This window comes from Streptomyces sp. NPDC005533 (assembly GCF_042871845.1).
In the GTDB taxonomy this organism is placed as follows: domain Bacteria; phylum Actinomycetota; class Actinomycetes; order Streptomycetales; family Streptomycetaceae; genus Streptomyces.
Map to the genome: position 1 here is coordinate 133,535 of NZ_JBIAJH010000021.1, position 14,252 is coordinate 147,786.

A 14,252-nucleotide genomic window follows, 5' to 3' on the forward strand; every position below is an offset into this window, starting at 1 on the left:
CGCAGGCCCGCGAGGCGGCGACACGTAACTCGAGGCGAGAGGCCTTCGACGTGGCAGCACCGCAGAACTACCTCGCAGTCATCAAGGTCATCGGTGTCGGCGGCGGTGGTGTCAATGCCATCAACCGAATGATCGAGGTCGGTCTCAAGGGCGTCGAGTTCATCGCCATCAACACGGACGCCCAGGCGCTGTTGATGAGCGACGCCGACGTCAAGCTCGACGTCGGCCGTGAACTCACCCGGGGCCTCGGCGCCGGCGCCAACCCGGCCGTCGGCCGCAAGGCGGCAGAGGACCACCGCGAGGAGATCGAGGAGGTCCTCAAGGGGGCCGACATGGTCTTCGTCACCGCCGGTGAAGGCGGCGGCACCGGCACCGGCGGCGCACCCGTCGTCGCCAACATCGCGCGCTCGCTGGGCGCCCTGACGATCGGTGTGGTCACCCGGCCGTTCACCTTCGAGGGCCGGCGCCGCGCGAACCAGGCGGAGGACGGCATCGCCGAGCTCCGCGAAGAGGTCGACACCCTCATCGTCATCCCCAACGACCGACTGCTGTCCATCTCGGACCGCCAGGTCAGCGTGCTCGACGCCTTCAAGTCGGCCGACCAGGTCCTGCTCTCGGGCGTCCAGGGCATCACCGACCTCATCACCACCCCGGGTCTGATCAACCTCGACTTCGCCGACGTCAAGTCCGTGATGTCCGAGGCGGGCTCGGCGCTGATGGGCATCGGCTCGGCCCGCGGCGACGACCGCGCGGTGGCCGCGGCCGAGATGGCGATCTCCTCGCCGCTGCTGGAGGCGTCCATCGACGGCGCCCGCGGCGTGCTGCTCTCCATCTCCGGTGGCTCGGACCTCGGTCTCTTCGAGATCAACGAGGCCGCGCAGCTGGTGAGCGAGGCCGCGCACCCCGAGGCGAACATCATCTTCGGCGCCGTCATCGACGACGCGCTCGGTGACGAGGTACGGGTCACCGTCATCGCGGCCGGATTCGACGGCGGACAGCCCCCGGCCCGCCGGGACAACGTCATCGGCGCGGCGTCCACCAAGCGCGAGGAGCCGACCCCGGCTCCGGTCCGCGCCGCCGAGCCGGCCCGGCCGGCCTTCGGCGGACTCGGCACGGTCACCCCGCGCGAGGACCCCCCGGCTCCGGTCGAGCCGGCCCCGGTCGAGACCCAGGCCCCCGCGCCGCAGGTCCCCACGGCCCGCCCGTACCAGGACAGCCCGGCCGAGGAACTGGACGTCCCGGACTTCTTGAAGTGACACCGGAGCAGCACCACGTGGGCGGCGCCCACTTCGCCTTCACCGACAGGTGGGGCGGGGTGAGCGCCGTTCCGTACGAAGAGCTCAACCTCGGCGGCGCGGTCGGAGACGACCCGGCCGCCGTTCTCGCGAACCGGGCACGGGCCGCGGTCTCCCTGGGGCTCGCCCCGGACCGGGTGGTCTGGATGAACCAGGTGCACGGCCGTGACGTCGCGGTGGTGGACGGGCCCTGGGGAGCGGACGAGCAGATCCCCGCGGTGGACGCGGTGGTGACCGCACGTCGGGGGCTCGCCCTCGCGGTGCTCACCGCCGACTGCACGCCCGTCCTGCTGGCGGACCCCGTCGCCGGGGTCGCCGGGGCCGCCCACGCAGGGCGGCCGGGACTGGTCGCCGGAGTGGTGCCGGCCGCCGTCGAGGCGATGGTCTCCCTTGGCGCCGAACCCGGGCGGATCATCGCCCGGACCGGACCCGCGGTCTGCGGACACTGCTACGAGGTGCCCGCGCAGATGCGGGAGGCGGTGGCCGAAGCGGTGCCCGCCGCCCGGGCCGAGACCAGCTGGGGGACACCGGCCGTGGACGTGGTCGCCGGAGTGCACGCGCAGCTCGCGGAGGCGGGGGTGGTGAACAGCGGCCGCTCCCCGGTCTGCACACTGGAGTCGCGGGACCACTTCTCGTACCGCCGCGACCGGGTGACCGGGCGGCTCGCGGGATATGTCTGGTTGACGGAGTCTTCCCGGGGGACGTCCCCCGGAGCCCCGGGGGGAAAGAAGAATGACGGATCGTAAGGCGGAGCTCGCCGAGAACCTGGCGCGGGTCGAGGAACGCATCTCGTCCGCCTGCGCGGCGGCGGGCCGGTCGCGGGACGAGGTGACGCTCATCGTGGTCACCAAGACCTATCCCGCGAGCGACGTACGACTGCTGGCGGACCTGGGCGTCCGTCATGTTGCGGAGAATCGCGACCAGGATGCCGCCCCCAAGGCCGCGGCCTGCGCGGATCTGCCGCTCAGCTGGCACTTCGTCGGCCAGTTGCAGACGAACAAAGTCCGTTCCGTGGCGGGATACGCGCATGTGGTGCAGTCGGTCGACCGCCCCAGACTCGTGACGGCCCTCTCGGCCGCCGCCTCGAACGCCGGCCGGGAACTCGGCTGCCTCGTGCAGATCGCCCTCGACGCCGAGTCGGGGGAGCGCGGGGCCCGCGGCGGCGCGGCGCCGGAGCAGCTCGCGGAGTTGGCGGACCTCGTCGCCGGGGCACCGGGACTGCGGATCGACGGACTGATGACCGTCGCTCCGCTGTCCGGCCCCTACGCGGGACGCGAACAGGCCGCCTTCGAGCGGTTGATGGAATTGTCATCCCGCATGCGCACGGACCATCCTGCTGCCACGATGGTCTCGGCCGGGATGAGCGCAGACCTGGAACAGGCCGTTGCGGCCGGTGCGACACATGTACGCGTCGGCACTGCGGTACTCGGCGCGAGACCCCGGCTCGGGTAACGTCGCGAAGAAAGTCGGACCACAGCAGAAAATATGGTCATTCCCGCCGATGAGCGGGCAGACCACGTGGATCGCGGGCAGTTGGTGACATTCGTGACACAGCGGCACCTGCGACAGGGCGATCCACCACAGAGCGGAGGACTCGGAGAATGGCCGGCGCGATGCGCAAGATGGCGGTCTACCTCGGCCTCGTGGAGGACGACCGGTACGACAACCCGGGGTACGACCCCGACGACGAGTTCGAGCCCGAGCCGGAGATGGAACGGGCTCGGGAGCGGGATCGCCGACAGCAGCCCGTGCACCAATCGCCCATTTCGGACGAACCGGTACGAGCCGTACAGCCTCCGGCGCAGCGGGAGCCCATCCCAATTCCGGTGGAAAACGGACGTCCTGCGCGAATTGCCCCCGTGGCATCCATCACACCTGATCGCTCGAACCTGGAGAAGAACGCCCCCGTGATCATGCCCAAGGTCGTCTCCGAGCGGGAGCCGTACCGCATCACGACGCTGCACCCCCGGACCTACAACGAGGCCCGTACCATCGGGGAACACTTCCGTGAGGGCACTCCGGTGATCATGAATCTCACGGAGATGGACGACACGGACGCGAAGCGTCTCGTGGACTTCGCCGCCGGTCTCGTCTTCGGTCTGCACGGCAGCATTGAACGCGTGACACAGAAGGTGTTCCTGCTGTCGCCTGCTAACGTCGATGTCACGGCGGAGGACAAGGCTCGCATCGCGGAGGGCGGGTTCTTCAACCAAAGCTAGACCGATCCGTCAGATACGGGGCCGGGAACAGAGCGGGAAACGGGGAGAGGGAAGCGCGGGATGGGCGTCGCACTACAGGTGGTCTACATCGCGCTGATGTGCTTCCTCATCGTGCTGATCTTCCGACTGGTCATGGACTACGTGTTCCAGTTCGCACGTTCATGGGCACCCGGCAAGGCGATGGTGGTCGTTCTGGAGGCCACCTACACTGTCACCGACCCACCGCTCAAGCTTCTTCGGCGGCTCATCCCGCCGTTGCGTCTCGGGGGCGTGGCACTCGACCTGTCCTTCTTCGTTCTGATGATCATCGTTTACATCCTCATCAGTCTCGTCGGCGGTGCCGCGAGAAGCGTATGAACGATGAACTTCTCCGCGCGCGCGGGGACGATCCCGATACGGTCTTGCCGACTGCCGACGACTACGTAGAGGTGAAGAAGACATGCCGCTGACTCCCGAGGACGTGCGGAACAAGCAGTTCACGACCGTCCGCCTCCGAGAAGGCTATGACGAGGACGAGGTCGATGCCTTCCTCGACGAGGTCGAGTCCGAACTGACGCGCCTGCTGCGCGAGAACGAGGACCTGCGCGCCAAGCTGGCAGCCGCCACGCGTGCCGCCGCGCAGAACCAGCAGCAGCAGGGCATGCGCAAGCCGGAACCCCAGGACCAGCGCGGCCCCGGCGCCCCCGTGCCCGCGGCCATATCCGGCCCGCCGCAGCAGCAGATGGGCCCGCCGCAGCTCCCCGGCGGCCAGCCGCAGCTTCCGCCGGGCCCCGGCGGCCAGGGCCAGCAGGGCCCCGGCCCGATGGGCGGCCCCATGGGCGGCCCCATGCAGCAGCACCCCATGGGTGGACCGCAGGGCATGGGTCAGCAGCAGCAGCAGATGCAGCAGCAGCAGTCGATGGGCGGCCAGAACCCGCTCGGCCAGCAGATGCAGCCCATGGGCCAGCAGATGCAGCAGATGGGCCAGCAGATGCAGCCCATGGGTCAGCCGATGCAGCCGATGCAGCAGCCGCAGCTCCCGCAGCAGGGCCCCGGTGGCGACAGCGCCGCCCGCGTCCTGTCGCTGGCGCAGCAGACCGCCGACCAGGCGATCGCGGAGGCCCGCTCCGAGGCCAACAAGATCGTCGGCGAGGCCCGGTCGCGCGCCGAGGGCCTGGAGCGGGACGCCCGCGCCAAGGCCGACGCGCTGGAGCGGGACGCGCAGGAGAAGCACCGCGTCGCCATGGGCTCCCTGGAGTCCGCCCGCGCCACGCTGGAGCGCAAGGTCGAGGACCTGCGGGGCTTCGAGCGTGAGTACCGCACGCGTCTGAAGTCCTACCTGGAGTCGCAGCTGCGCCAGCTGGAGACCCAGGCCGACGACTCGCTCGCCCCGCCGCGGAACCCGGCCGGTCCCGCACTGCCGCCGTCGCCGTCGCCCTCGATGGCTCCGGCCGGCGCGATGGGACACTCCATGGGCGGCCCCTCGATGGGTGGCCCTTCGATGGGCGGCCCCTCCCCGATGGGCGGGGGCCCGTCGTACGGCGGCCAGCAGCAGATGTCCCCGGCGATGACCCAGCCGATGGCTCCGGTGCGGCCGGCTGCGCCGCAGCCGATGCAGGCGCCGTCGCCGATGCGGGGCTTCCTGATCGACGAGGACGACAACTAGGCGCCGCCGCCGTTCTGCGGTCGGCAGCCGCGCACTACGGGCCGGGCCCGAGGTTCCACGGAACCTCGGGCCCGGCCCGTTTTGCACGTCCGGCGCCCGGCGCGGTTGCGGGGGCCCGCGCCTCAAACGCCGGCGGGGCTGAAAGATCGGGGCTCCGCCCCGGACCCCGCGCCTCAAACGCCGGCGAGGCTGGGAAAGCCCGGCGGGGCTGGAGGAGCCCGGGGCTGGAAGAGCGGCGAGGCTGGAGGAGCCCGGCGAGGCGGGGAAAGCCCGGCGGGGCTGGAGGAGCCCGGGGCTGGAGGAGCGGCGAGGGTGGAGGAGCCCGGGGAGGCTGGAGGAGCCCGGGGAGGCTGGAGGAGCCCGGGGAGGCTGGAGGAGGCCGGCGGGGCTGGAGGTGCCCGGCGGGGCTGGGGGAGCCCGGGGCTGGAAGAGCCCGGTGGGGCTGGAGGTGCCCGGGGAGGCTGGATTCGGTGGGGCTGGAGGTGCCCGGGGAGGCTGGGGGCAGACGAAAGCGGCCCGTCCCCCCCACCCGGGAGGGGACGGGCCGCTTCGGCCCCCGGTTACGCCTTGCGCAGGCGGAACGTCAGGCCGAGGGGTTCGTCCGTGAAGGGCTCGCCGTAGGCGGCGTCGGCCTCGGCCTCGCCGGACGCGAAGTCCGTGGCCAGCACCTCGTCCGCGATCAGGCCGGCGTGGTCCGTCAGGGCCGTCACGACCTCCGGGTCCGCGGCGGACCACCGCAGGGCGATGCGGTCCGCCACGTCCAGGCCCGAGTTCTTGCGGGCCTCCTGGATCAGCCGGATCGCGTCACGCGCCAAACCCGCCAGCCGCAGCTCCGGGGTGATCTCCAGGTCGAGGGCCACCGTCGCGCCGGAGTCGGACGCCACCGACCAGCCCTCGCGCGGGGTCTCCGTGATGATGACCTCGTCCGGGGAGAGGGAGATCTCCTCGCCGTTCAGCGAGATGACCGCCGAGCCGGACCGCAGCGCCAGCGACAGCGCCGCCGCGTCGGCCGCGGCCACCGCCTTCGCCACGTCCTGGACGCCCTTGCCGAAGCGCTTGCCCAGCACCCGGAAGTTCGCCTTCGCCGTCGTGTCCACCAGCGAACCGCCGACCTCCGACAGGGAGGCCAGGGAGGAGACGTTCAGCTCCTCCGTGATCTGGGCCTGGAGCTCCGCCGACAGGGCGTCGAAGCCCGTCGCGCCGACCAGGGCCCGGGAGAGCGGCTGGCGGGTCTTCACGCCCGACTCGGCACGCGTGGCCCGGCCCAGCTCCACCAGGCGGCGCACCAGCAGCATCTGCTGCGAGAGCGTCGGGTCGATCGCCGCCGTGTCCGCCTGCGGCCAGGAGGAGAGGTGCACCGACTCGGGCGCCTCCGGGGTGACCGGGACGATCATGTCCTGCCAGACCCGCTCGGTGATGAAGGGGGTGAGCGGGGCCATCAGGCGCGTGACCGTCTCGACGACGTCGTGCAGGGTGCGCAGCGCGGCCTTGTCGCCCTGCCAGAAGCGGCGGCGCGAGCGGCGGACGTACCAGTTCGACAGGTCGTCCACGAACGCGGACAGCAGCTTGCCGGCGCGCTGGGTGTCGTACGACTCCATCGCCTCGGTGACCTCGACGACGAGGGAGTTCAGCTCCGAGAGCAGCCAGCGGTCCAGGACCGTGCGGTCCGCCGGCGCCGGGTCGGCCGCCGACGGGGCCCAGTTCGACGTACGGGCGTACAGCGCCTGGAAGGCGACCGTGTTCCAGTACGTGAGGAGGGTCTTGCGGACCACCTCCTGGATCGTGCCGTGGCCGACGCGCCGCGCCGCCCACGGGGAGCCGCCGGCCGCCATGAACCAGCGCACCGCGTCCGCGCCGTGCTGGTCCATGAGCGGGATCGGCTGGAGGATGTTGCCCAGGTGCTTGGACATCTTGCGGCCGTCCTCGGCGAGGATGTGGCCCAGGCAGACCACGTTCTCGTACGAGGACTTGTCGAAGACGAGGGTGCCGACCGCCATCAGCGTGTAGAACCAGCCGCGGGTCTGGTCGATGGCCTCCGAGATGAACTGCGCCGGGTAGCGCTTCTCGAAGATCTCCTTGTTCTTGTACGGGTAGCCCCACTGCGCGAACGGCATCGAGCCCGAGTCGTACCAGGCGTCGATGACCTCCGGCACGCGGACGGCCTCCAGCGAGCAGCCCTCGTGGGTGCAGGTGAAGGTGACGTCGTCGATGTAGGGGCGGTGCGGGTCCAGGGCGGAGAGGTCCGTGCCCGTCAGCTCGCTCAGCTCGGCGCGGGAGCCGACGCAGGTGAGGTGGTTCTCCTCGCAGCGCCAGATCGGCAGCGGGGTACCCCAGTAGCGGTTGCGGGAGAGCGCCCAGTCGATGTTGTTGTTCAGCCAGTCGCCGAAGCGGCCCTGCTTGACCGAGTCCGGGAACCAGTTGGTCTTCTCGTTCTCCCGCAGCATCGCGTCCTTGACGGCGGTGGTGCGGATGTACCAGGACGGCTGCGCGTAGTAGAGCAGGGCCGTGTGGCAGCGCCAGCAGTGCGGGTAGCTGTGCTCGTAGGCGATGTGCTTGAAGAGCAGGCCGCGCGCGTCGAGGTCGGCGGTCAGCTTCTCGTCGGCCTTCTTGAAGAAGACGCCGCCGACCAGCGGGACGTCCTCCTCGAAGGTGCCGTCGGGGCGGACCGGGTTCACGACGGGCAGGCCGTACGCGCGGCAGACCGCGAGGTCGTCGGCGCCGAAGGCGGGGGACTGGTGGACCAGACCGGTGCCGTCCTCGGTCGTGACGTACTCGGCGTTCACGACGTAGTGGGCGGGCTCGGGGAACTCGACGAGGTCGAAGGGACGCTCGTACGTCCAGCGCTCCATCTCCTTGCCCGTGAAGGTCTGGCCGGTGGCCTCCCAGCCCTCGCCGAGGGACTTCTCCAGCAGCGGCTGGGCGACGACGAGCTTCTCCGAGTCCTCGACGCCGGTACGGCGCGCGACCACGTACGTGACCTCGGGGTGGGCCGCGACCGCCGTGTTGGACACCAGGGTCCACGGGGTCGTCGTCCACACCAGCAGCGCCGCCTCGCCGGCGAGCGGGCCGGAGGTCAGCGGGAAGCGGACGTAGACGGAGGGGTCGACGACCGTCTCGTAGCCCTGGGCCAGCTCGTGGTCGGAGAGGCCGGTGCCGCAGCGGGGGCACCAAGGGGCGACGCGGTGGTCCTGGGTGAGCAGGCCCTTGTTGAAGATCTCCTTCAGCGACCACCACACGGACTCGACGTACTCGGGGTCCATGGTCCGGTAGGCGTCGTCCAGGTCGACCCAGTAACCCATCCGGGTCGTGAGCTCGGCGAACGCGTCGGTGTGGCGGGTCACGGACTCGCGGCACTTGGCGTTGAACTCGGCGATGCCGTACGCCTCGATGTCCTGCTTGCCGTTGAAGCCGAGCTCCTTCTCGACGGCGAGCTCGACGGGCAGGCCGTGACAGTCCCAGCCGGCCTTGCGGGCCACGTGGTAGCCGCGCATCGTGCGGAAGCGGGGGAAGACGTCCTTGAAGACGCGGGCCTCGATGTGGTGCGCGCCGGGCATGCCGTTCGCGGTCGGCGGGCCCTCGTAGAAGACCCACTCGGGGCGGCCCTCGGACTGCTCCAGGGTCTTGGCGAAGGTCTTGCTCTCGCGCCAGACGTCGAGGACCGCGTGCTCGAGGGCAGGCAGGTCGACCTGGGCGGGTACCGGGCGGTACTGCGGCGGTGTGGTCATGAGGCTGAACTCTTCCTCCGGCGGGGTGTCACTTCCGTCCGGAGGGACGAGAGCCGTTCTGAGAATCCAGGACGCCTGCTCCCGCGGTACCACCCTCCTTGGCCGCCGGACGGATCCGGTGGCCCCCTCATTGGGGTGCGAAGCCGGTTCTACTCGCCGCACGGGGATCCGTGCGGGTTTCTTCCGGCGGCTCAGGGGTGATCCTTCGCGTCGCGCTCGCCCCCGGGCTCTCACCGTCCCCGGGTCGCTCCTGGCTGCGTACGGCGCTACTCGTCCCCGTCCATGCCTTTCGCTGGGCCCAGTGTACGGGCCGGGGGCGGGCGCGGCCGACCGCTTTACGGGGGCCCGTGCGCGGGGCGGCGGCCCGGCGTGGCGGGGGCGCGGGCGGAGCGCGGCCGGGGGTACGGGGCGGCCCGTGCGTGACCCGAATGGACCCGGGACGCCGGTACGGACGCGGGTGGGGCGGGAGGGGCGGATTACCGGGGCTCCGGATGGGCACAACGGATGCAGGTTGACCTCGATGGATGCGTGCCCCGTTGCCGCGGGGCTGGAGTCGATTTATCGTTCCGGCACGATTCGCGAGCAATGATCACAGTATGTGAAGGGGCCGCGGCCATGGTGGCGAAGAAGACCGCCGGGAGTACTGCCAGGAAGGCTGTCGGGAAGGCCGCAGGGAAGGCGGAGGCCTCCGAGGACACGGCCCCCGCCAGGAAGGCGACCGCTGCCGGGAAGACCGCCGCTGCCACCAAGGCTCCGGCGAAGAAGGCCCCGGCGAAGACGACTGCCGTGAAGGCGACTGCGGTGAAGGCGACTGCGGTGAAGAAGGCGCCTGCCGGGAAAGCGCCGGCCGACAAGGCGACCACCGTCACGAAGACGACCGCCGTCGACAAGCGGACGGCCGCGGCCAAGCAGGACGCGACCGAGGGGGCGGCGCATGCCGCGAAGAAGACGGGAGTCCGGAAAGTGGTTGCCAAGAAGAGCACCGGCACGGCGAGGAAGACGGCTGAGGCCGCCACCAGCGGCCTGCCCAAGGCGCGGGCCACGGCGGCCCTCACCCCCGGCGAGCTCGCCGTACGGCCCGGCGAGGACCCCTGGACCCAGGCGGAGGTCGACGAGGCCCGCAGCGAGCTGGTGAGCGAGGTGCTGAGGCTGCGCGCCGAGCTCGACGCCTCGGAGGTGGCGATCAGCGGCCTCATGCGGGACTCGGGCGACGGCGCGGGCGACGACCAGGCGGACACCGGCACCAAGAACATCACCCGGGAGTCCGAGCTGGCCCTCGCGGCGAACGCCACCTCGATGCTGGAGCAGACCGAGCGGGCCCTGGAACGGCTGGAGGCGGGCACGTACGGGCTCTGCGAGAACTGCGGGCAGCCCATCGGCAAGGCCAGGATGCAGGCCTTCCCGCGGGCCACCCTGTGCGTGGACTGCAAGCAGAAGCAGGAGCGGCGGCACTAGGCGGCGCCACCGGGGCGCGGAACGGGCGGAGGTGGGGCAGGCGGTGCGCGGGGGCCCTGACGTACCCTCGTGTCTCGTCAGGGTCCAGGAGGAGCCTGGTTCGAGCTAGTTCGAGGGACTCACGTGGCAGAGGCGGAGCGCATCATCGGTACGCCGGAGGTCGGGGACGACGCCCAGCCGGAGTCCGCCGTGCCCAAGGGGCGCCGGCGGATCGCGGCGCTGCTCGTCGTGGCGGTGCTCGCCTACCTGCTGGACCTCGGCTCCAAGATGCTGGTCGTGGCGAAGCTGGAGCACCAGCCGCCGATCGAGATCATCGGTGACCTGCTGAAGTTCGAGGCGGTCCGCAACCCGGGCGCGGCCTTCGGCTTCGGCGAGGCGTTCACCATCATCTTCACCTGCATCGCGGCCTCCGTGATCGTGGTGATCGTGCGGCTCGCGCGCAAGCTCTACAGCCTGCCGTGGGCGATCGCGCTGGGCCTGCTGCTGGGTGGTGCGCTGGGCAACCTGACCGACCGGATCTTCCGTTCGCCGGGGGTGTTCCGGGGCGCGGTCGTCGACTTCGTCGCGCCGGCCCATTTCGCGGTCTTCAACCTCGCCGACTCGGCGATCGTGTGCGGCGGCATCCTGATCGTCCTGCTGTCCTTCAAGGGCCTGGACCCGGACGGCACCGTCCACAAGGACTGATCGCGGGACGGGCGCGCCGTCGAGTCCTGCATACTCGACGGGTGAGTACGATTCCCGAGATCCGCACCCTGCCCGTTCCCGAAGGCCTCGAAGGCGAGCGCGTCGACGCCGCCATCGCCCGTATGTTCGGTTTCTCCCGGACGAAGGCGGCCGACCTCGCGGCCGCGGGGAAGGTGTCGGTCGACGGCAGTGTCGTCGGGAAGTCCGAGCGTGTGCACGGTGGCGCCTGGCTCGAAGTCGAGATGCCCGAGCCGCCGCGCGCGGTCGAGGTCGTCGCCGAGCCGGTCCCCGGCATGGAGATCGTCCACGACGACGACGACATCGTGGTCATCATGAAGCCGGTGGGCGTCGCCGCCCACCCGAGTCCCGGCTGGACCGGCACCACCGTCATCGGCGGCCTCGCCGCGGCCGGCTACCGCATCTCCACCTCCGGCGCCTCCGAGCGCCAGGGCATCGTGCACCGCCTCGACGTCGGCACGTCCGGCCTGATGGCCGTCGCGAAGTCGGAGCGCGCCTACACCTCGCTGAAGAACCAGTTCCGCGAGCGGGTCGTGGACAAGCGCTACCACGCGCTGGTGCAGGGCCACCCGGACCCGATGAGCGGCACGATCGACGCGCCGATCGGCCGCCACCCCAGCGCGGACTACAAGTGGGCCGTGACCCAGGAGGGCAAACCCTCCGTCACCCACTACGACCTGATCGAGGCCTTCCGCGCCGCCTCGCTGCTCGACATCAAGCTGGAGACCGGCCGTACGCACCAGATCCGCGTGCACATGTCCGCGCACCGGCACCCCTGCGTCGGCGACCTGACCTACGGCGCGGACCCGACGGTCGCGAAGCGGCTGGGCCTGACCCGGCAGTGGCTGCACGCGGTGCGCCTCGGCTTCGAGCACCCGTCCGACGGCCAGTGGGTGGAGTTCGAGAGCGGCTACCCGGCCGACCTGCAGCACGCCCTGGACGTGATCCGGGCGGAGAGCGAGTGACCGCCGTCGGCTTCGAGGTGCGGGTCGCGGACTCCGAGGCCGACATGGCGGCGTGCTTCGCCGTGCGGACCGAGGTGTTCGTGGTCGAGCAGTCCGTGCCGGAGTCGATCGAGTACGACGCCTACGACGCGGGCGCGGTGCACGTGCTGGCCGTCGGGGCGGACGGGGAGCCGCTGGGCACCGGCCGGCTGCTCCACGGCGCCGCCGCGCGGACCAAGACCGGCGACCCGGCGGTCGGCGCGCTGGGCCGACTGGCCGTGCGCAAGGTCGCGCGCGGGCTGGGCGTGGGCGTGGCCCTGGTCCGGGCGATCGAGGCCGAGGCGTCCCGGCTCGGGCTGACGGCCGTCGACCTCGGCGCGCAGACGCACGCGCTGGGCTTCTACGAGCGCCTCGGGTACGTGGCCTACGGGCCGCAGTTCCAGGACGCGGGCATCCCGCACCGCGCGATGCGGCGCCCCCTGCCGTAACCCCCCCCGGCGGCGCCGGATGCGGGGGCGACACGCGGGGCGCCGTACCCACCTTCCGGGCCAGGCGCAGCGGACTGGCAGGGTGGGGGAGTGGATCAGCTTGCTCTGCTCTTCGTACTGTTGCTCGGCGCGGTGGTCATGGTGCCGCTCGGCGACCGGCTGGGACTGCCCGCGCCCGTCCTCATGACCCTCGGCGGGGTGGTCCTCGCGCTGGTGCCGGCCGTGCCGGAGGTCGAGGTCCCGCCCGACTTCATCCTGCCGCTGGTGCTGCCGCCGCTGCTGTACGCCTCCGTGCAGCGGACCTCGTGGCGGCAGTTCGCCGCCAACGTGCGGCCCATCCTCCTGCTGGCCGTGGCCCTGGTGTTCGTCACGACCGCCGCCGTGGCCGCCGTCGCGTACACCGTGGTGCCCACGCTGCCGCTGGCCGCCGCCGTCGCGCTCGGAGCGCTCGTGGCCCCGCCCGACCCGGTCGCCGCCACCGCCGTCGCCGGATCGCTCGGGCTGCCCCGCCGCATGGTGTCGATCCTGGAGGGCGAGGGGCTCTTCAACGACGTGACGGCGATCGTGCTCTACCACGTGGCGATCGCCGCGGCCGTCAGCGGCAGCTTCTCCTGGCCCGACGCGCTGGGGGAGTTCGTGCTGTCCGCGGTCGTCGCCGTGGTCGTCGGCCTGGCCCTCGGCTGGATCACCCACCGGCTGATGGGCCGGCTCGACGACGCCACCCTCCAGATCGGGCTGACGCTGCTGGTGCCCTTCGTGTCGTACGTGGTCGCGGAGGAACTCCGGGGATCGGGGGTGCTGGCCGTGCTGACGACGGCCCTGTTCCTCGCCGAGTACGCCTCCGACGCCGACGACGTGCTGGGGCGCCTCGCCGGCCACACCTTCTGGGAGGTCGTGGACACGCTGGTCACCGGGGTGGCCTTCGGGCTGATCGGGCTGGAGCTGCACCACGTCTTCGGGACGGCGCAGGACCGCGAGTGGCAGATGGTCGGATGGGCCGCGGTCGTCGTCGCGGTGGTGGTCGGCGTACGGCTGTTGTGGCTGCTGCCGGCCGGCTGGCTCGCGAAGAAGCTGCACCAGCTGCGCGACTACGACGAGGAGATCCCGCTGAGCTGGCGGGAGAGCGTGGTGATGTGGTGGGCCGGGATGCGCGGGGTGGCCTCGGTGGCCCTGGCCCTGGCCATCCCGCTGAAGACGGACGCCGGCGAGCCCTTCCCGGCGCGGGACGAGATCATCTTCATCGCGTTCGCGGTGATCATGGCGACCCTGGTGTGCCAGGGGCTGACCCTGCCGTGGCTGGTGCGGCGCCTGGGCGTGGAGGAGGACACCGACGCCCGGCGCGACGCCGAGCGGCAGCTGGCGATCCGCGCCGCGAGGGCCGCGAAGCGGCGGCTGAAGGAGATCGACGAGGCCGAGGAGCTGCCGGAGGACCTGGTCGAGCAGCTGACCCGGCGTGCCTACGACGTGGGGGCCAGGATCAGCCCGGACATGGTGGACGAGGAACGGCGCGAGGCGTACGCGAAGCGGGTGCAGCGGCTGCGCGACATCCAGCGGATCCAGCGCGAGATGATGTCGGCCGCCCGCCACGAGGTGCTGGCCGCCCGCAGCGAACCCGGCTCCGACCCGGAGGTCGTCGACCGGGTGCTGCGGCACCTCGACGTGCGGAGCCTGCGGGCCCCCTAGGTGTATTGATCACGAGCGTTGTTGACACTCGGCTGGTCTTGAACATGGCGAAGACCTCCGGTGTGGTGGGAGCTGTCTAGGAACCCATTGCACGAC

Annotated in this window: 12 protein-coding genes; 11 read left to right on the plus strand and 1 reads right to left on the minus strand. The window is 71.5% G+C overall.

Translation table 11 applies throughout. From position 1 onward, the window contains the following. Window positions 1–50 precede the first annotated feature (50 nt). The 6 genes from ftsZ to ACFYP3_RS22190 all read left to right on the plus strand — a co-directional run bounded on the left by ftsZ (window position 51) and on the right by ACFYP3_RS22190 (window position 5,159). Entirely contained in the window at window positions 51–1,256 is a 1,206-nt protein-coding gene (ftsZ, locus tag ACFYP3_RS22165; protein WP_388835100.1) for a cell division protein FtsZ, read from the plus strand. Then, window positions 1,253–2,041, plus strand: coding sequence for a peptidoglycan editing factor PgeF (pgeF, locus tag ACFYP3_RS22170; protein ID WP_388835102.1), 789 nt, complete (start codon window positions 1,253–1,255; stop codon window positions 2,039–2,041). Before ftsZ ends, pgeF begins: the two co-directional genes overlap by 4 nt. After that, window positions 2,028–2,747, plus strand: a complete 720-nt coding sequence (locus ACFYP3_RS22175) for a YggS family pyridoxal phosphate-dependent enzyme (RefSeq protein WP_388835105.1) — start codon at window positions 2,028–2,030, stop codon at window positions 2,745–2,747. Before pgeF ends, ACFYP3_RS22175 begins: the two co-directional genes overlap by 14 nt. Before the next feature lie 149 nt (window positions 2,748–2,896). Next, complete coding sequence (locus ACFYP3_RS22180; RefSeq protein WP_362813176.1) at window positions 2,897–3,514, plus strand: cell division protein SepF; 618 nt, start codon at window positions 2,897–2,899, stop codon at window positions 3,512–3,514. A 60-nt stretch (window positions 3,515–3,574) separates the two neighbouring features. Further along, on the plus strand, window positions 3,575–3,871 hold the full coding sequence (locus tag ACFYP3_RS22185) for a YggT family protein (RefSeq protein WP_388835109.1): 297 nt from the start codon (window positions 3,575–3,577) through the stop codon (window positions 3,869–3,871). Between the two features lie 82 nt (window positions 3,872–3,953). After that, complete coding sequence (locus tag ACFYP3_RS22190) at window positions 3,954–5,159, plus strand: DivIVA domain-containing protein (protein WP_388835112.1); 1,206 nt, start codon at window positions 3,954–3,956, stop codon at window positions 5,157–5,159. 560 nt (window positions 5,160–5,719) lie between these two features. On the opposite strand, the gene ileS is transcribed toward ACFYP3_RS22190, so the two are convergent. Next, window positions 5,720–8,884: an isoleucine--tRNA ligase gene (ileS, locus tag ACFYP3_RS22195; protein WP_388835115.1), complete on the minus strand. Its 3,165-nt coding sequence runs from the start codon at window positions 8,882–8,884 to the stop codon at window positions 5,720–5,722. A 585-nt stretch (window positions 8,885–9,469) separates the two neighbouring features. On the opposite strand from ileS, the gene ACFYP3_RS22200 reads away from it, so the two are divergent. From ACFYP3_RS22200 to ACFYP3_RS22220, 5 genes are all read left to right on the plus strand, one after another. Further along, window positions 9,470–10,339, plus strand: a complete 870-nt coding sequence (locus ACFYP3_RS22200; protein WP_388835117.1) for a TraR/DksA C4-type zinc finger protein — start codon at window positions 9,470–9,472, stop codon at window positions 10,337–10,339. A gap of 123 nt (window positions 10,340–10,462) precedes the next feature. Beyond that, window positions 10,463–11,023 carry a signal peptidase II gene (gene lspA / locus ACFYP3_RS22205; protein WP_388835120.1) on the plus strand — a complete coding sequence of 187 codons (561 nt, stop codon included), beginning with the start codon at window positions 10,463–10,465 and terminating at the stop codon, window positions 11,021–11,023. 41 nt (window positions 11,024–11,064) lie between these two features. After that, window positions 11,065–12,006 (plus strand): RluA family pseudouridine synthase, encoded by a 942-nt coding sequence (locus ACFYP3_RS22210; RefSeq protein ID WP_362860496.1) that lies wholly within the window; start codon window positions 11,065–11,067, stop codon window positions 12,004–12,006. Between the two features lie 44 nt (window positions 12,007–12,050). Further along, on the plus strand, window positions 12,051–12,473 hold the full coding sequence (locus ACFYP3_RS22215) for a GNAT family N-acetyltransferase (RefSeq protein ID WP_388835144.1): 423 nt from the start codon (window positions 12,051–12,053) through the stop codon (window positions 12,471–12,473). 90 nt (window positions 12,474–12,563) lie between these two features. Then, window positions 12,564–14,156 (plus strand): Na+/H+ antiporter, encoded by a 1,593-nt coding sequence (locus ACFYP3_RS22220; protein WP_388835123.1) that lies wholly within the window; start codon window positions 12,564–12,566, stop codon window positions 14,154–14,156. Window positions 14,157–14,252 lie beyond the last annotated feature (96 nt).